The organism is Pedobacter sp. CAN_A7 (assembly GCF_015752175.1).
In the GTDB taxonomy this organism is placed as follows: domain Bacteria; phylum Bacteroidota; class Bacteroidia; order Sphingobacteriales; family Sphingobacteriaceae; genus Pedobacter.
In genome coordinates, this window is record NZ_JADOUW010000003.1 from 622,878 (window position 1) to 641,038 (window position 18,161).

General features: G+C 40.5%; 15 protein-coding genes and 1 tRNA gene. 2 read left to right on the forward strand and 14 right to left on the reverse strand.

Annotated features, from left to right (window positions below):
• The first annotated feature begins 63 nt into the window (after positions 1–63).
• Positions 64–948: a DUF488 domain-containing protein gene (locus IWX76_RS14145; protein WP_196860632.1), complete on the forward strand. Its 885-nt coding sequence runs from the start codon at positions 64–66 to the stop codon at positions 946–948.
• A gap of 5 nt (positions 949–953) precedes the next feature.
• Entirely contained in the window at positions 954–1,838 is an 885-nt protein-coding gene (locus tag IWX76_RS14150) for a hypothetical protein (RefSeq protein WP_196860633.1), read from the forward strand.
• 360 nt (positions 1,839–2,198) lie between these two features.
• On the opposite strand, the gene IWX76_RS14155 is transcribed toward IWX76_RS14150, so the two are convergent.
• The 14 genes from IWX76_RS14155 to IWX76_RS14220 form a co-directional block, all read right to left on the reverse strand.
• Entirely contained in the window at positions 2,199–3,446 is a 1,248-nt protein-coding gene (locus tag IWX76_RS14155; protein WP_196860635.1) for a DNA-processing protein DprA, read from the reverse strand.
• A gap of 6 nt (positions 3,447–3,452) precedes the next feature.
• The gene (locus tag IWX76_RS14160) at positions 3,453–5,546 is read right to left on the reverse strand and encodes a RecQ family ATP-dependent DNA helicase (RefSeq protein ID WP_196860637.1); all 2,094 of its coding nucleotides are present in this window, start codon (positions 5,544–5,546) and stop codon (positions 3,453–3,455) included.
• Positions 5,547–5,797: 251 nt separating this feature from the next.
• Entirely contained in the window at positions 5,798–8,143 is a 2,346-nt protein-coding gene (locus tag IWX76_RS14165; protein ID WP_196860639.1) for an AAA family ATPase, read from the reverse strand.
• Positions 8,121–8,348 carry a hypothetical protein gene (locus IWX76_RS14170; RefSeq protein ID WP_196860641.1) on the reverse strand — a complete coding sequence of 76 codons (228 nt, stop codon included), beginning with the start codon at positions 8,346–8,348 and terminating at the stop codon, positions 8,121–8,123. The genes IWX76_RS14165 and IWX76_RS14170 overlap by 23 nt, the downstream gene beginning before the upstream one ends.
• A 483-nt stretch (positions 8,349–8,831) precedes the next feature.
• The gene (locus IWX76_RS14175; RefSeq protein WP_196860643.1) at positions 8,832–9,467 is read right to left on the reverse strand and encodes a Fic family protein; all 636 of its coding nucleotides are present in this window, start codon (positions 9,465–9,467) and stop codon (positions 8,832–8,834) included.
• Between the two features lie 207 nt (positions 9,468–9,674).
• Positions 9,675–9,754 (reverse strand) — tRNA-Leu (locus IWX76_RS14180).
• A gap of 60 nt (positions 9,755–9,814) precedes the next feature.
• Entirely contained in the window at positions 9,815–10,099 is a 285-nt protein-coding gene (locus IWX76_RS14185; RefSeq protein ID WP_196860645.1) for a DUF3817 domain-containing protein, read from the reverse strand.
• 575 nt (positions 10,100–10,674) lie between these two features.
• A complete protein-coding gene (hscB, locus tag IWX76_RS14190; RefSeq protein WP_196860646.1) occupies positions 10,675–11,196 on the reverse strand; it encodes a Fe-S protein assembly co-chaperone HscB in 522 nt (173 codons plus the stop codon).
• Between the two features lie 6 nt (positions 11,197–11,202).
• The gene (rseP, locus tag IWX76_RS14195; RefSeq protein ID WP_196860648.1) at positions 11,203–12,537 is read right to left on the reverse strand and encodes an RIP metalloprotease RseP; all 1,335 of its coding nucleotides are present in this window, start codon (positions 12,535–12,537) and stop codon (positions 11,203–11,205) included.
• Between the two features lie 37 nt (positions 12,538–12,574).
• Positions 12,575–13,726, reverse strand: a complete 1,152-nt coding sequence (locus IWX76_RS14200; protein ID WP_196860813.1) for a 1-deoxy-D-xylulose-5-phosphate reductoisomerase — start codon at positions 13,724–13,726, stop codon at positions 12,575–12,577.
• Between the two features lie 44 nt (positions 13,727–13,770).
• Positions 13,771–15,273: a GH3 auxin-responsive promoter family protein gene (locus tag IWX76_RS14205; RefSeq protein WP_196860650.1), complete on the reverse strand. Its 1,503-nt coding sequence runs from the start codon at positions 15,271–15,273 to the stop codon at positions 13,771–13,773.
• A 7-nt stretch (positions 15,274–15,280) separates the two neighbouring features.
• A complete protein-coding gene (locus IWX76_RS14210; protein ID WP_196860651.1) occupies positions 15,281–16,069 on the reverse strand; it encodes a hypothetical protein in 789 nt (262 codons plus the stop codon).
• On the reverse strand, positions 16,062–17,033 hold the full coding sequence (locus IWX76_RS14215; protein WP_196860653.1) for a glycosyltransferase: 972 nt from the start codon (positions 17,031–17,033) through the stop codon (positions 16,062–16,064). Before IWX76_RS14215 ends, IWX76_RS14210 begins: the two co-directional genes overlap by 8 nt.
• A gap of 3 nt (positions 17,034–17,036) precedes the next feature.
• Positions 17,037–17,990: a glycosyltransferase family 2 protein gene (locus IWX76_RS14220; RefSeq protein ID WP_196860654.1), complete on the reverse strand. Its 954-nt coding sequence runs from the start codon at positions 17,988–17,990 to the stop codon at positions 17,037–17,039.
• Between the last annotated feature and the right edge of the window lie 171 nt (positions 17,991–18,161).

Genomic DNA, 18,161 nt, shown 5'->3' on the forward strand with positions numbered 1-18,161 from the left:
ACACCCATGCGGAGATGTAGGCCAGTTCCAATTTAAGTGTCGTTAAATACTTACCTTTGCAAAATGTATTACAGAAGAAAATTGCTTCTAGGGTTATTACAGGAGTTCGGAAACCACCTGGATAAAACCAGGTTGCAAAAGCTGCTTTTCCTATTGTCACGGTTTCAAAAAAAACAAGATTATTATTTTGTTCCCTACAAATACGGATGCTATTCCTTTCAAAGTATGGCTGATGTAAATACACTAGTGAAGTACAACATTATTTCCTTGGAAGATAATGAGATTCGCCACATTACCGAATTAGATTATCTTGCTCAACTTAAGATCACTGATCGGCAGGCCATTAAAAGCCTGAAACAGATTTATGGGTTGAAAACAAGTAGGGAACTGGTAAAGTCCACGTACCTATCTCACCCTTATTATGCGATTAACAGTACAATTGCTAAAAATTTGCTTAACGAAGAACAGTATGCAAGGGTGATTGCAGCAAGACCTGTGAAGCAAAAATCTGTGCTTTTTACCATAGGTTATGAAGGACGGAGTTTGGAGGAGTACTTGAACAAACTTATTCAAAATGACGTTAGACTACTTTGTGATGTTAGGAACAATGCATTAAGCATGAAATTTGGTTTTTCAAAAGGCACCTTGCAGAAGGCATGCGAAAGTGTAGGGGTAAAATATATGCACCTTCCAGAGGTTGGCATTAAATCACAACTACGACAGGAGCTTAACAAACAAAGTGATTACGATGCATTATTCGAAGACTATAAAAACACAGTTCTTATTGAATCAGTTGATAGCCAGGAAAAAATTTTAGAATTATTACATGAAAACCACCGGATTGCATTAACTTGCTTTGAAGCAGACATTTGCCAGTGTCATCGTAAACCTCTAGCTGAAGCCATAAGTAAACTGAAACACTGGGACTATGAATTGCGCCATATATAAATCGTATGTCCAAAAAAAAGGTTCTCATTGTCGTTACCACCTATCCACTCCCTTCCAGAAGTTATGATGAACTCGTTTGCACCGCTGGAGTGCTTGAGGACGGTACCTGGATCAGGATCTATCCAGTTCCATTTAAATTTCTTTCCGGGCTTCGCAATGATGGAATAGTCGAAACTTACAAATTCACATGGATAGAGTTAGAACTTGAGCGACGGAAAGACGATTTCCGGCCAGAAAGCTACTCACCACTAAATCGTAACTTTTCAGACATTAATATCTTAGACGGGATATCCGTTAAAGGCGGAAAGAAGGCAAGGCACGCTTCTTGGCTTAAAAGAAAAGAGCTTTGCACAAAAAATGTTTATACTGACCTGACTCAGTTAGTCGCAGATTCCCAAGATCCTACCAATGTTTCCTTGGCTACCTTCAAACCAACAAGATTTATCGGATTTGATCATGAAGAGGATGAAAGGGAATGGAAATCTGAATGGCAAGAGCAGTTAAAACAATACGATATGTTTTATACACCTAAAAAAAATGGTGTACCAAGAAAACTGATCAAAAAAATTCCATATAAGTTCTTTTACCGGTTTGAAGACTGCAATGGCCGTAAAGCTAGACTTATGATTGAAGATTGGGAAATTGGGCAGCTATTTTTCAATTGTCTGGCCATACATAAGGATGAATTGATAGCGGTACAAAAGGTTAAAGAGCAATACTGGGATAATTTTATGTTAAGGGATATATATTTATTTTTAGGCACAACACAACAGTGGCATCGCAGACGATCTACTAATCCATTTGTTATAACAGGGGTGTTTTATCCTCCTCACCTTGCTGAAGAAGTTCTACCTGTTTGCAACCAATTAAGCTTATTTGCTAGCTTATAGAAGTGGTGTGTCTCCACATTCTTTTCAGACAACACTTTCGTAACGTATTAAAATTAGGGTACAAAGTCAACGAGCATTACTGAATCTTAAACCTGTTTAAAATCATTCAATTATTACAATCTCTACGCGAGTTAAAGAACTTGTTCCTTGAAGGTGTAAAGGTTTAACACGGTTAGGCAGTCAAAATAATGCTTAGGAATAAGTCAACTGGTGCATCATTGAACCGCTTTGTATGGATAAACCGTTATAAACTTAACCCATCCACCTAAAGATTTTGCCTTTATTATCAATTGATAAAAAGCTAATTGCTTTAAGTTAATTAACAGGGTTGCGTATAACTTAATGATCTAAATGTGGTGATCAACGTGTTATTGCTGAATACCAAGTTTCATCTTCTTCATTTTGCTTGCTTACTGATTGTACAGAAAGAGCTTTTTCGAGCCATATTTCTACTTGTGAAATAGTTAAACCAAGTCGAGTGCAAAGCATCTCCTTTGAGACGGGACCTGATTTAAATAAATGGCGCCATTGGGTCAAAAATAGTTCATAGAATTCTGTTCCATGTTCATTGTTTTCTTTCGAAAGATCACATTCAGAAGTCGAAGAAGTCCCAATCTCTTTATTTACAGCATGTTTATGGCCTTTCATCGAAGGTTTTGGTTCTTTTTCAAATAAAGTTCCTTGGTTACTATCCTTTGCAGGATTTTTCAAAGACTCAGCTGATATACCAGACACATCAACAAGCAATTTTGCACCAAGCTTTAAAATCTCACGGTTTCCTTTTTCTTCACTATCAAAAACCCATAAGGGTACCCAGTCATTTTTCAGGTTTTCTTTAGCACCTTCCCAAGTGCCACCTTTGATATCTGATTTAACTACGATAGAAAAATCGGACATGCTGTAAATCAGCTTATTTCTGGACATTGCATTGCCTGCATTAAATCCTGCTTCAGGATTGTAAGGAGACATCAGCACGAGTTTTCCGGAGACTATGTGCTTACGATACTGTGAGCTGGCAGACTTTTTAATAAGGGAATCTGCTAAAATCCCTACACTGCTACCACCTGCATCCAATGCTCCTAGCATAGCCGCTTCATCCACTCCTTTCGCTCCGCCTGATACAATACCATATTTTTGTTGTACCATCTTTTGGCCGATTTGATTAGAATGCTCCAAATCAAGTTCATCAGTTGCCCTTGAACCAACTACTCCGGCATAATGCTGTTGTAACAACTCCTTGTTTCCGATACCAAAAAAAATACTAGGTGCCAACCCCTTTAGTTTCTCCTTGATTTTAGATGGGTAGTCTTGATCACCCCTATTTATTATCCAGACACCAGCTCGGCTCCACTTATCCAATGCAATACCCAAGGCTGCCTTTCTTTCCAAAAGGCCCAATAATCTGTTTTTACTAATCCCCTGATCGTTCCAATCTGCTAGAATAGTCTCCGATTCATTACTCAGAAATATTTCCGGGCTCAGGTTTTTGGTCTGCTGCCATCTTACAAATTTGTTCCATTCTGTCAACGACAGTGGTTTATGCACCTTATCTGTCGTTTTAGAAAAATAGGCAGTGAACAATAATGTTGCTTTGGTTCTTTCGGTCATGTTTAACTAATTAACTGCTGTTGAGGTCAACGCAGCCGCATAAACCGGACCACTACCAGCCTGGCGCAATAAAGCCGCAATTATGGTAAAGGTCCATCCTGAATCGATTGCATCATCCAACAATAGCACAGGGCCTTCAGGGATTTTTCCTTCGACCTTAAATGCGCCGTCCAAATTTAAGCATTGGAAATAACTATTTTGTTGTTCTTTTTGTGGATTTGTGTCTTTTATTTTCGTTACACAGGGATAAAATGGTAATCCCAAACTATCGGCAAGCCGCTTAGCGAAATCAGGTACAAGTTCAGGATGTCTATTTGAGGGAACACACGTTACCCAGCACGGGAAGTTATTGCGATCGATTTTATGGCTGATCATATTTCCCATCGCTTCCACTAGTTCTCCCCTGAAGCCTCCCTTATGCTTATCCTCAGCAACCAAGTGCCCCCAGCCCGCATCACCCCACCTAGACAGGACCCAAGTTCCTTCAGACAGCAGACTTAAAGGTATCTTTGCCGGGATAAGATATTCCTGCAATGCTCCCTTATTAATTTGCTTTCTAGGACCTACAAAGAATTCCGAATGCCTTAAAAAAGTTGAAGCATCCAGGATAAGTGCATGACTTACTTGCTTTGTAAAAATAGCTGCCCCTCGGCAATATTCACACTTGCCACAAGGATTCATGATATTATCATCTAAAACTTCCTGAAGATAGTTCATCAAACATCCAGTGTGCTGGACGTAATCTTTTACCTCTACCCATTCAAGGGCTTTCTGATCCTTTAGCCGTTTTATTTTTCCAGTATCTAACTGATAGTCGACAGCTGTCCGCATGTATTTTGTCCCATCCTTATAGATTGGAGAAGGATCTTCAACAGTTAGGTATTTAAGCACTTTTTCTATTTGTCCTTTAGTAAGGTTTATCTGCTCAACCAGTTTAGGAATAGAAAGGCCGTCGCTCTTTTCCAATTCTCCAAGGATCATTTCAACATCATGTAAACTTGGAAAAGCAGATTTTTTGAAATAATCGTGTATATCATCATCCTCTTTACCTGAGAGTAATATGCAGTAAGCATCTTGGATATTACGCCCCGCCCTTCCTACTTGTTGGTAGTAGGCTATAATCGAACCCGGAGCCTGAAAATGTATAACAAATCCTAAATCGGGTTTATCATAGCCCATACCAAGTGCTGAGGTAGATACTAAAGCTTTAATCTTGTTTCCAAGAAGCATCGCCTCAAGCTGTTCCCGGTGTTCATCGCTTGTCAATTCACCATCCTCCGCCCCGGAAAAATATGGAGCTACAGCTATCTTATTTTTATTTAGGTATTCACTTACCAATTTCGCGTCACGTTTCGTTAAGGTATAAATGATGCCGCTTCCAGGCATCTTGGGAACATTTTCAACCAACCATGCTAACCGTTCCGCTTGATCCGCCATTTCGATATTTTGCAAAGAAATACTATCTCTCGTTAATGGACCGCGTATTACTTTAACATCGCCTAACTGGTTTACAATATCATTTATAACCCGATCGTTCGCTGTAGCAGTTGTTCCTAGTATTGGCATTCCATCCGGCATCATTTTCAGAATATTGGTAATCCTGCGGTAGTCCGTACGAAAATCATGCCCCCAATCGGAAATACAATGCGCTTCGTCTACCACGAATAAGCCAATACGATCTGCAATTTTTTCCAAAAAAGTAGAGACAAATTTCTCATTTGCCAAACGTTCTGGAGAGATGAGCAAAGCATCTACTTTATCATCGAGTACAGCTTGTTTGATCTGCTCCCACTCTTCTATGTTACTCGTGTTTATCGTCTCCGCCCTTACGCCCAATCGTTCTGCTGATTCAATTTGATTTCTCATTAACGCCAACAATGGTGATATGATAATAGTGGGTCCACGTCCTTGATTCCTCAATATTTTAGTGCTGATAAAATAGACTGAACTTTTCCCCCAACCGGTTCTCTCGACAACTAGTAATTTCTTTTTTTGATTAACAACTAGATCGATAGCTTCCCATTGATTTTCCCTAAAATTTGCAGATTGGTTTTGGAGTGACCTGCGCAATAACTCTAATGCAGATGTTCTAGTTGACATTAGTTTGGATTAATATTGTCTTTGTGATTAATCATCGTTTCGTTTTATTTGGGAAAAATAGGAAAAAGCATCACATACAAATTATGGTTTCCCATAATTTAAAAACAAATATTTTTATGATCGAAGAAAGGGCGATTATTCCTGCAAACTACAGTAGTTCCAATACATTTAATTTTCAGATTTTTAAGAAATATCTCTTAGTGATAGAAACGGAGTCGCCAATAATATAATCTGCCCGTCTGTTGGTTATGTTAAGTTGACGGTTCAGTTAATGGGAATAACCTGATCGAACCCTCGATAGTTTCCAGGTATGATCCAGACTTATTACGGTCAGGAAAGTTACCCTTTTCTGGACAAACTAAATTATGCGTAAATTCATAAACCAATTCCCCAAAAGCTTCTACGTCCCGGTCAGACACCAGCGACCCATCGAAATTATAATGTGCACCAACCTGGTTTCGCACTGCTGAAAGTTGTTTGAGTGCATCCAGCAAGGGCTTAAGTTCCTGTTCTTTTACAAAAGCGGAATAATCATAAGCACCCAGCTCATCTTTTTTGAAATGCTGCACTTTAAGTACCTTCTGAAGTTTTGATGATATACAATCGAGTAACTCCCGTAACACATATTCACTTTTTGATTTCCGGGGGACTTTACATGCATACTTAACAGAAATGAAATCTAGAACATTTTCTAACACTGTACCGGCCAGGCTGGAAATCCTTTGCCTGTCGAATTCAGGACTATCAAGTGCCTTTCTGAGTTCTTCTAGATCAATTTTCCCATTTTGAGTCCGTATTCCATTCTCTATGCTCCAGTTTCTAAGTTCTATAAAATGTACCTGATGTGATGGAGCTCTGCTAAATCTGTATCTGTCTTTCCAGGGGCGGTAATGTGTCGTAATTAATATATGCGCAAAAGCGCTTACCTGTTCATGGAGTATTTCTATGAAACGATCTAGATGGGTTTCGTCGACCGACATTACCACGTCATCTAGTATCAGAATGGTGTCCTCCTCATTGTATTTTCTGGCAAGCGCCAAAAAAATACAAATACCTAACGTATCAAGGTGAGATTCACTGTATACCGATTGCGGAGTAATTGAGCTTTGTGAGTGAAAATCAGCATTGAGTTCAAGGGAATTTTTAGCATTAGGTTTTAGAAAAATTCGAATGCCACCAAGATTTTCATCGGGATGCATTTTCTGGTAGAGTAATTCTACATCACCTGAAATGGAATTGAGTTCCTGATCTATAAACTCTTTTCTGGAGGTCTCGACAATGGACAGTGCAGATGCGGTCATAAGCGCTAGTTGTTCTGCTTTACCTTGTTGTTTAGTTGATTTAACTAGTGCTTCAAATTGCTGTTTGATTAAATTATGCTGATTTTTTGACTTCTCAATATTTTCACTTTCAGCTTGCAAGTCACCAACAAACATTTGGACAGCTACATTGCAGGCATTAAACAATTTGTATTTTTCATTATTGCCGGATGATTTTTCAAACTGTTCAACGTTTGATATTAGTGGGTCATCGGGTGCCAACATCTTTTTTAATGCTGGAATGAAAACTTCCAAGTTTTCTATAAAAGAACTGACCTGAGTTTTTAGAGTGGATTCAGTCTGGTCTTTCAGCTTTTTCGCTTCTTCCTGAACTTTCTGGGCAGCCTGGAAAATATTCATTTTAGATATTTTCTCCTTTAGAGAAGAAAGTAATTGCTGTTTATTAATACCTTGATCACACACTGGACAAAGTTCAGTTTCAGCTTTCCCTGAAATGTAGCTATTTGCTTCGCTAAGTACTTTTAATATCGAGAAATCATTCAAAGGATTGTCCCGATTGAGCCCCTGGATCTTTTCGACTGCTGCCCGTTCGATTTTGATATTTGCCCCATATTTTGCATTTGTTTTTTTGACGTCATCCCTTTTCGAAAGTAGAGTAATCCAATCCTGTAAAACCTGCTTGATCTTTCCCTGACGTTCCAGCAGCTTTGATATATCCTTACTGCTTTCGGCCTTTGCCCAGATCTCCCAGCTACCCATAGGACTATTTTCCAACTGCCAGCTTTTTATGAGAGTTTCTGTAGCCGAATTTATAACTGCTTTCAGTTGGCTAAACGCTAAGACGGCTGATTTCTTTGCTTTTCTAAGCTCCTCCTCACATTTCATAATTTCACCCACATCAATATAGTCTTTCAGCACTTCATATCTTTTGGCTGGCTCGGCGTCAATTAAATGAATAATATGGCTCCTGCGCAAGTGCCTGACCACGGGGAAACCGGCTGATGGTGTTTTAATAAATCCGGTACCAGATGCATTAAGCGCCGTGTTGAAGATACCACTGTCGGTGGCTAGCTTAATCTTCAAATCTTTGGCATCGCTACCCAACGAACGTATAAATTCTTTATCAATGGATGATTTGTCTCGTATTGAACCTAAATTATCAGTACAAAGAACGATGAAAGCATCTGCGATACTTGATTTACCATTTCCATTCTCTCCGAAAATCATTGAAATGGGTTTGGAAGGGTTAAATTCTAGTTTAAGCGGCCGAGTGGCTCCACGGAATTTATCGACTTCAATAGTTTTCAGTTTCATCATATTCTGCGGTTGCGAGGTCAATTTTTTTTTCAAAAGCACCAATCCAGTACCTTTCGTTCATTTTGCCCTCAGCAATAAGTGCCTGAATTTGGTCTTTGCTTGATGTTGGAATTAGTAAGTCTTCACATAGCTTTTCAACAATTTGTACAGCGAGTATACGGTTTGGGTCATTAATTTGCATTGGCAATTTGGTTAATTCACTCAAATTTAAACAATTATATGGCTAGTTAAGTTACCGTGGAAATTTTATATTTAGGTATTTAAAGAGTGATTCAATACAAAAACATTAATTATAACAAACATATATGGATAACATTGCAACGAATGTCCCTTATCGCCAAAAATATTCTAGACTTAAACTTGGCGATATTACAGGCATTTAATAAACAATAGCGCCAATAAATCACTACTTCAAATCAATAATCATTACTTACCTGACGAAATTGGTATTGGGAAATACGGTATTAGAAAGTATCTGTTTTTTTAGTTCAAAGGTTAAATATGCAGGTTGCAAATTGGATGCCGATGCAGCGACTCTATTTAATGGCTTTCCGCTGATTTTGCAAAATAACGAATGTTGACAAATATTTTAAAAAGTGGATAATTCAAATCAAGGTGCTAAAATTGGCGACAAATAAAAAGAACCAAGTATAAAATATTATAGAAGGCCACCGCCTACAAAATATTATTACCTTAGTACACCCCCCGGCAACATCAACAATAAAGGCAAAGCCTGATTATAATCCAACTCTCCATACTCCAAACCCAGCTTCCGTATATTCTCATAATAAAGCTGATGTTGATGATAATAATGTTTTTCGCTCGATAAAAACCAGGCATTTTTACCCAGTTTCTCCGCAATGAACCACTTTTCAATTAGCCTGGCACTTCTTCCATTTCCATCATTCCAAGGATGAATTTTCACAAATACCAAGTGTAGCATAGCGGCATAGAAAAATACTTCAGGAACAGAAAGATCAGCTTTGACCAATACACTGAGGTCAGCGTAAAACTTAGCCATTTCCTCTTTCAATTGACCAGGTAACGCTGCTACATACTCTATTCTGCCATCAGGTGTAGAAACATACATATTTTGCATACGAAGCACGCCCTGTGCATTTTTATCCAGGATATGCTGACTCAATAGTTTATGTGCTTCAGCTATATTTGATTCGCTTAGCTGATGAGTCTGAGCAAAAATATAGGCATTATATAAGTCATCAATCTTTTGGGTGTAGTCAGCCTGAAACAGAATGCCATCTCTTTTATACTTGATGAAAGAATCAAGTTCAATGGCTTCTCCCTCTATCTTGCTAGAAAACACAGACGAAACAAAAGTATAAAAGCTAAAATTTGCTGTGGATAATTCAGCATCATGAAATCATCAAAGGCCTTCTGAAGATTGGTTGGCACTTCCTTAAGGTAAGCCTCCAATAAATCATTTCGAATGATGAGCAAGTCATTTAGCATAAGACATCTAAAATACCTAATAAAACCAAAAAAGCCTTAGATTTCTCTAAGGCTTTTAGCGTACCCAGCGCCGGAGTCGAACCGGCACGGTTTCCCACAGGTGTTTGAGACCAGCGCGTCTACCAATTCCGCCAGCTGGGCATTTGCTTTGTTAGCGGGTTGCAAACCTAATCATTGCACCGCTATTTCGCAAGATTTATTTTAATTATTTTCCTTCAGCTTCTTATCCACATAAAACGGAGCGAATGGAAGTAACGAAGCCCCAACAATTAATGCCGACTTACCAATACTCCATTTCTGGTCCATCCAGGCCAATATAAAACAAGCGATATATAAAACGAATAGCACACCATGCGCCCAGCCAGTATACTTAACCGCTAGCGGCATATCTGCCCAGTACTTCAATGGCATCGCAATAAAAATTAAAAGGATGTAAGAAATTCCTTCCAGGACAGCAACTTTTCTAAAAATTGATAAACTATTCATATATTTAATCGTGTGTTTGCCGAAAATACAGCAAACAAACCACTAAAATATTTTTAATTGCCTTTTTGACACTGCATTAACTTCTAAGAACCTAAAGCCTCCCAGGCTAGGTACGGTAATTAAAAGTACTGCTCATTAAGGCTTACCCAGGGAACTAAGAAGAGCTGAATCAAAAGGCAAGGACTCTCCTGCAATAAAATTAAAATTAACCACCTAACTATTTGAAAAAACGAAATTTTCTATAACACCCAATACCGAGAAAACTAACATTTTTCGTACAATCCCGTCACAAGAATCCGACAGCAGCTCGTCCTGAGTCCAAGTTCAGTCCAAGTTCAGTCCAAGTTGAAACCAAGTATTTGACCTATAACTTGGACTCATTACAGATTTAACCTATAATCAATCTGGATTCAGGAAGAACCAATGTCGAATTTCACTAAAAGAAAAAGCGGCTGCATCATTTTTACATGATACAGCCGCTCTTCTTATAAAATATCGAAGGTTAAAACCTTCGATAACAAATGTTAAACCCTACAATAACAAAGGCTAAAACCTATAATAACAATAATACTAACCTACTTCTTACTCAGCGTCTCGCCAATGCGTAACAAATACTTGTTACGGTAGTAAATATCCTTAATCTTCAACAATGACTCCTGTTGCTCGGCTTCAGGCAAAGCCTCAAAGCCAGTAGTCAATACAGAAAGTTCATCAAATAAACCTTTCTCGATCTCATCAACAGACATTCGCACCTCCAGCAGCTTCGCTGCATCCGGTTCGAACTCAAGGTCCATCAGCGCCTCATTCACCTCCATCATGTCCATGAGAAAAGACTGAGGCAAAACGTAGTTCTCACCCTCCTGGATCAATCCTTTTAACTCTAGGATATAGTGCAGGCGTTTCTGCGGATCAGTCAGTACCTGGTAAGCCTTGTTGTTCATGGTCGACATTAACAACACCTCCTCCTGTTTCTCCGCACTTTCATTGATATGGAAATCAGGGTGGAACTTTTTACTCAGTTCATAGAACTTCTGTTTAACCACCTTTTGATCGGGGTTAAAAGTAACAGGCAAACCATATAGCTCGAAATAATCCATATTGCGCTATTTACCGATGACGGCCTTAAAAATGTCGTTCCCGAGTACGAATACCATTAGCGATAGTAAAATCACGAAACCTACCATTTGTGCTCTTTCCATAAACTTATCGCCAAGTGGTTTCCCTTTGGCCATTTCGATCAGCAAGAACACCACATGGCCGCCGTCTAAGGCAGGAATAGGTAAAAGGTTCATAAACGCTAACGCAATAGATATAAATGCCGTAGAAGCCCAGAATCTAGCCCAGATCCACTCGCCACCGTAAACCTTACGTGCAATCTCCACCGGACCAGAAAAAGCTTTGTTGGCTTGAACAGATCCCGTCAATACTTTACCAATCCCTTTAGCATTCGTGCTAAACTGCTCCCAGGCTTGATTGATCCCAATAGGAAGTGCCTGAAAGAAGCCATAATTAATGGTTTCCACTTTAATCTCTTCGCTGTTAAAGCCGATGCCTACTAAACCAGCTGTATCAACAGGAACATTTAAGTTCACATTTTCGCCAGCACGATTCACTGTAAAAGCTACTTCTTTACCTTTTAACTTTTGAACTTCTTCAACAACATCCACATTGTATTTTACAGGGGTATTGTTAATAGCCACAATTCTGTCGCCTTTTTGTATACCTGCCGTAAATGCTGGTTTATCTACAACCACACTATCTACAGTAGAGGTTAACAAAGGTGCGCGACTAATAAATTCTTCAATACCTAAGTCTGATACTTTATTTAGAATGTTATCAGGAACCTTGATGTATAGCGGTTTTCCTTCTCTAACGACCGTCAGGTTCGTGTTACCCAATAAAACTTCCGGACTAATCAATTCGTCGAAACGGATCACTTTGGTGCCATTCACTGCAATGACACGGTCGCCTTTTTTCAAGCCGATTTCTTTTCCAATCGAACCTGGGTTAATTCCACTCTGTACAGAGCTGTTTGGAATAAAGGTTTCGCCGTATTTGAACGTCAGCATCCAGAAAATCAGGATACCCACAATAATGTTTACCACTACCCCACCTAACATCACAATTAAGCGCTGCCATGCTGGTTTAGACCTGAATTCGTGAGGCTGTGGAGGCTGGTTCATCTGTTCGGTATCCATCGACTCATCAATCATCCCGGCAATCTTCACATAACCACCTAAAGGCAGCCAGCCGATACCGTACTCACAGTCGCCTCTTTTGATACTAAATAATTTTACGCCCCAGGCATCGAAAAACAAATAGAACTTCTCTACCTTAATCCCAAAAGCCCTCGCCGCCAAAAAATGTCCTAATTCGTGTAATATTACTAATATCGATAACCCCAGTAACAACTGGGCCGCCATAATCAGTCCGCTCATATATAGTCTTAATGTTTTTTAATTAGATAAATAAATTTTACTTTGTTACCAGCTCGCCGGCAAATATACGGGTATGCTGGTCGGTTTCTAAATAATTATGCAGCGTTGGTTGCCCAACAAACTGCATGTCGCGCATACACCGTTCAATAATGTCACTCATTTCCAGAAAACCTACACGGTCTTCCAAAAACGCATTCACCACTACCTCATTGGCTGCGTTCACAATACAAGGCATATTACCACCTTGTTTCATCGCCGCAAAGGCTAAATCTAAATTCCTGAAACTTTCATTGTCTGGTGGAAAAAAGGTTAAAGATGGGTAATCCAGAAAATTAAACCTCGGGAACTGGCTTTTTGCCCGTTTCGGGTAAGCCAGGGCATAATGGATCGGCAGCTTCATATCGGGTAAACCGAGCTGTGCCTTCATGGATCCGTCTTCAAATTGTACAATAGAATGGATAACCGATTGTGGATGGATAATCACATCAATCTGCTCGGCTTTCAAATCAAACAGCCACTTGGCTTCAATCACCTCCAGGCCTTTATTCATCATCGAGGCCGAATCAATCGTGATTTTGGCGCCCATCACCCAGTTGGGGTGTTTTAAAGCCTGTAGTTTAGTTACCTGGGCTAAATATTCACGGTCTTTGCCACGAAATGGTCCGCCGGAAGCCGTTAAATAGATCTTCTCCACCGGGTTTTCTTCCTCACCTACCAGGCATTGGAATATCGCCGAATGTTCTGAATCTACCGGAATAATTTTCACCTGGTGTTTTTTGGCCAGGTCGGTAATCAATTCGCCGGCAACCACCAGCGTTTCTTTATTGGCTAAACCGATGTCTTTACCTGCTTCAATGGCTGCAATGGTAGGGCGTAAACCCACCGAACCGACTAACGCTGTAATGACCAGGTCTGCTTCGGCCTGGCTTGCCGCTTCACAAAGGGCTTCTTCGCCAGTCAGCACCTTAATGCCGGTTCCAGCCAGGGCGTGTTTTACGTTTGCAAATTTTTTCTCATTACAAATCACCACCATCGCTGGTTTAAATAGCAATGCCTGCTGAATGAGTAACTCATCATTATGCATGGCCGTTAAGGCAATAACACGATAGCGTTCGGGATTAGCCTGAACAACTTCCAGGGCTTGCGTGCCGATCGAACCGGTAGACCCTAGTATGCTTATATTTTTAATTGTCAACTGTTTTATCTCCTCTAAACGTCTTTTTGCAGACGATGTTATTTAACCCTGTATTTGTTTAAGCCATCGGCAATCTTCCGGTCGTTGGCTAAACGAGGTACTTTGTTCTGTCCACCCAGCTTGCCTTCGGCACGCATGTAGTTTACAAAGGCTTCTTTTTGCAGACTGCGGATAATAAGCGGCTGCAATATCTTACCCTCAATCAGGTCAAAATAGTAAATATTTTTCTTTTGCAGGGCTTCGTCCACCTTTTTGCTAAACCGCAGCAGGTCTTCCGGCGCCTTGGAAAACTCTACAAACCACTCGTGGTAAGGTAAACCGCCCTCAGGGTCTGTTACCTGTGGAGCTACCGTAAATTCTGTAATACCCACTCCCTCTTCATTGGCTACACTCAGCAAGGCATGTTCTACTTCCTCACCAATCACATGTTCGCCAAAGGCCGAGATAAAGTGTTTGATCCTGCCCGTTACTACAATGCGGAAAGGGTTTTTACTCACAAATTTCACCGTATCGCCAATGCTGTATCCCCATAAACCGGCATTGGTATTCAGAATCAGCGCATAATTGGTTTCCAGCTCCACTTCGCCCAAACTTAAACGTGTAGGGTTGTCGTTATAATATTCATCTGCAGGGATAAATTCGTAGAACATACCTGCATCAGCCAATAACAACAGCCCTTGCTCTTTTTGGCTGTCCTGGTAAGCAATAAAGCCTTCCGAAGCCGGATAGGTTTCTATGGCATCGATCCTGCGCCCAATACTGGCTTCGATTTTTGCACGATAAGGCTCATAATTCACACCTCCGTATACAAAGAGCTTAAAATTGGGGAAAATGTCCTTGATCTTTTTACCACCCGATTGCTCCGTCAGTTTATCAAAATACATTTGTACCCAGGGTGGGATCCCTGAAATCAAGGTCATATCAGCATGCATGGTCTCCCCGACAATCGCCAACACCTTTTCTTCCCAGTCCTCAATACAATTGGTTTGATAAGATGGCAGTCGGTTACGCTGTAAATAAGCGGGCACCAGATTGGCCACAATGCCAGATAACCTGCCGATTTTAATGCCGTTTTTAACCGTCATCACCGGGCTTCCCTGTAAAAAGATCATTTTGCCGTTTACAAAATCGGCTTTCCCTGTTTCATGGATATAGGTTAACAGCGCATTCCTTGCGGCTTTTAAATGCTCCGGCATGGATTCCTTAGAAATCGGAATGTATTTAGCGCCCGAGGTAGTGCCCGACGTTTTAGCGAAGTATTCGGGTTTCCCCTTCCACAGCACATCTTTTTCACCTGCAACCACACGGTCGATATAGGGTTTTAAAGCTTCGTAGTCCCTGATGGGCACCTGCTTTTTAAAGTCTTCGTAGTTTTTTATCGCAGCAAACTGGTGGTCTTTCCCAAAGGATGTGGCCTTTGCCAGGTCAACCAATTCACTAAGGGTTTTCGTTTGTGCCTGTACTGCATTTTCTTTCCATTTCTTAATGCGGCCAACAATAAAGGCGGCGAATGGCTTGCTTAACGCTGCTTTTAATCCCATCGGTTAATTAAACAATATTATGTATGATATCTGGTTCGGCGTCGCCTTTATACTCCCCCATCATCTTGCGGTAAGCAATGGTTAAAGCAACATTCGATAAGGGAACAATGATAAATGAACTTAATACATTGACCACAAACGAAATGACCGGCCATTGCAGGTAACTTAACACCAGGTATAAAATATAAAACGTTCCCAATACCAACGACAACAACAATATTTTAGTAAAGTTTCCTTTGGTAATGGCCAGACTAAATTTAATGGATCCAAATGGGGGCTCGTTTCTATCGATGATAAAAAATGGGAAAAAGGATATCCTTACCCAGGTAATGAAAATGGCGATAGTACCCACAGATATGGCTACATTGGTAATGATGGACATTTTAATGCCGGTGTAAATAAATGGGAAACCAATCAGAATGACCAACAGGTAAACGCCAACAATACAGGCCATAAAATAACACATCGCGATTAAAAAACGGATGATCTGCTGCCGTGTAGGCAAGGTACTCACAATGCTGACATCGTTTTCCTCATCGTCCAGTAAATGGAAAATGTATTTCAATAGCGACAGGTTGATGGTGAAATAAAACATCACAAACATGGCCGCCATAAAAAAGCTCAATCCCTTGTTTACATCTTTTAAAAAGAACGCCATCATCCCCGATGCGTTCGAGGTTAAAAACATCAGGAAACATAAGGTAGCCAAAGAGAAATAATTTCTTTTGGTTACCGCCCAGGCCTTACCAATGACCTCATTAACAGTAAACGTGGTGTCTTTTAAATATTCAATCATTATTGTTTAATACTACTCTTTTTACAAAATCTTGTATGAAGCCCAAGCCATAGGCTGTCAATTGAATAAATGCAGCTACAACACTCAAATATGCAACTTTTATTGATCTGTTAACCGTCCAGGCATGGAAAAATAACAGGCCAAAGTAGAACAGAAATACGATATTACAAATATACGCCAAAGGCATATACACTATGTTTAATAACAAGGTTAATATTAACCCCATGGTGAAAAAGGCCGGAAAGAAATGTACCAGCTTCAGTTCTGCAGGAAAGTGTTTATAGATATTGATCCTGGCCCTTCCAAAGAAATGCAGCTGTTTGTAAAACTGTGCAAAGCTAGTCCGCCGTTTATGAAACACCTTTGCCGCTGGGATCAAACCGATTTTAAAACCTGCTTCATGAATCCTGATGCTGTATTCTATATCTTCTCCTAACCGGGTTAATTTAAACCCGCCTACTTTTTCCCATACCTCTCTGGATACGCCCATGTTAAAACTGCGGGGATGAAACTGCCCGATGTGTTTTTTATTGCCCCTGATGCCTCCCGTAGTAAAAGGTGAGGTCATGGCATAACTAATGGCTTTCTGGATAGGCGTGAAACTTTCGTGTGCCGCATCTGGTCCGCCATAAGCGTCTAACTGGTGTTCAAAAAGGTAGTCTTTCACCGTCTCCAGGTAATCTTCAGGAATCAGACAGTCTGAATCAAAGATCACAAAGTAATCGCCCTTGGCTTCTTTAAAACCGAAGTTCCGGGTAAAGCCCTGCCCTTCGTTAGGTTTAAAGAAATAACGTAAGTCGAGCTGACTGGCATATTTCGCTGCAATGGCTTTCGCATCTTGCACCGAACCATCTTCAATCACCAATACCTCAAACTGGGTATAGGTTTGTTTGGTCAGCGTGGCCAGCAACTCGTCAATCTCCTGCGGACGGTTGTATAGGGGGATAATTACCGAAAAAAACATCCTTTAAAGTATTTCCTTTTCTATGAGGTACTGGTTGCGCTCCGGCGCATTCCGGGTAACCAACTCGGCCACAAATCCTGTTAAAAATAGCTGTGAGCCCACAATAATGGCTACTAAAGCGATGTAAAACAAGGGCTGGTCGGTAATTTCTCTTTTATAAGGAATGCTTGCCGCAATGTGGTAAAGTTTTACCCCAATCATGTACAAGGCCATCAAGGTACCTACTACAAAACTGAGTACGCCCATGGATCCAAAAAAGTGCATCGGGCGTTTGCCAAACTTGCCCACAAAAAAGATGGATAGTAAATCGAGAAAGCCATTGATAAATCGGCTCATCCCAAACTTAGTGACGCCGTACTTGCGTGCACGATGTTCTACCACCTGCTCGCCTATTTTCTTAAATCCTGCCCATTTTGCAATGACAGGGATATAGCGGTGCATCTCGCCGTAGACTTCGATCGTTTTGATCACTTCTTTGCGATAGGCTTTTAAGCCGCAGTTGAAATCGTTTAAATGAATGCCCGACATCTTACGCGTGGCCGCATTGAATAATTTAGTCGGTATGGTCTTCGTAATCGGGTCGTAGCGTTTTTTCTTCCAACCGGAAACTAAATCGTATTTTTCTTCTTTAATTCTACGGAACAATTCTGGAATCTCATCCGGACTGTCTTGTAAATCGGCATCCATGGTAATCACCACATCGCCCTGCGCCGCATCAAAGGCTACATTTAAAGCTGCTGATTTGCCGTAGTTTCTTCTGAATTTAATGCCTTTTACGTTGTCGTTTGTGCGTTTAAGGTCTTCAATAATTGCCCAGGATTGGTCTGTACTGCCGTCGTCTATATAAAGGAGTTCGTAAGTAAACTGGTGTTGAGTCATTACTTTTGCTATCCATTCGGTTAACTCTGGTAAGGATTCTTCTTCATTATATAAGGGGACGACAATAGAGATATCCATTTAATGTTGCTGGGTGAGGTGCGAATTTAGCGATAAAATTCAATATCCATTCACGGACTACAGTATTTCTGAAGGGAAATCCTGTTGAGGCCCGTTCATGGACATTGAATTTTTTCTGGTGTAATTCGCTGATACACCCAGTACGGAGGGGGTGTTGTCCGGCAGGGAGCA

Coding starts and splice junctions, on each gene's coding strand:
- IWX76_RS14160 (WP_196860637.1), bottom strand. CDS start 5,546: ATGTCAACTAGAACATCTGCATTAGAGTTATTGCGCAGGTCACTCCAA.
- IWX76_RS14215 (WP_196860653.1), bottom strand. CDS start 17,033: ATGTTTTTTTCGGTAATTATCCCCCTATACAACCGTCCGCAGGAGATT.
- IWX76_RS14205 (WP_196860650.1), bottom strand. CDS start 15,273: ATGGGATTAAAAGCAGCGTTAAGCAAGCCATTCGCCGCCTTTATTGTT.
- IWX76_RS14185 (WP_196860645.1), bottom strand. CDS start 10,099: ATGAATAGTTTATCAATTTTTAGAAAAGTTGCTGTCCTGGAAGGAATT.
- rseP (WP_196860648.1), bottom strand. CDS start 12,537: ATGAGCGGACTGATTATGGCGGCCCAGTTGTTACTGGGGTTATCGATA.
- IWX76_RS14220 (WP_196860654.1), bottom strand. CDS start 17,990: ATGGATATCTCTATTGTCGTCCCCTTATATAATGAAGAAGAATCCTTA.
- IWX76_RS14165 (WP_196860639.1), bottom strand. CDS start 8,143: ATGATGAAACTGAAAACTATTGAAGTCGATAAATTCCGTGGAGCCACT.
- IWX76_RS14210 (WP_196860651.1), bottom strand. CDS start 16,069: ATGATTGAATATTTAAAAGACACCACGTTTACTGTTAATGAGGTCATT.
- IWX76_RS14150 (WP_196860633.1), top strand. CDS start 954: ATGTCCAAAAAAAAGGTTCTCATTGTCGTTACCACCTATCCACTCCCT.
- IWX76_RS14145 (WP_196860632.1), top strand. CDS start 64: ATGTATTACAGAAGAAAATTGCTTCTAGGGTTATTACAGGAGTTCGGA.
- hscB (WP_196860646.1), bottom strand. CDS start 11,196: ATGGATTATTTCGAGCTATATGGTTTGCCTGTTACTTTTAACCCCGAT.
- IWX76_RS14155 (WP_196860635.1), bottom strand. CDS start 3,446: ATGACCGAAAGAACCAAAGCAACATTATTGTTCACTGCCTATTTTTCT.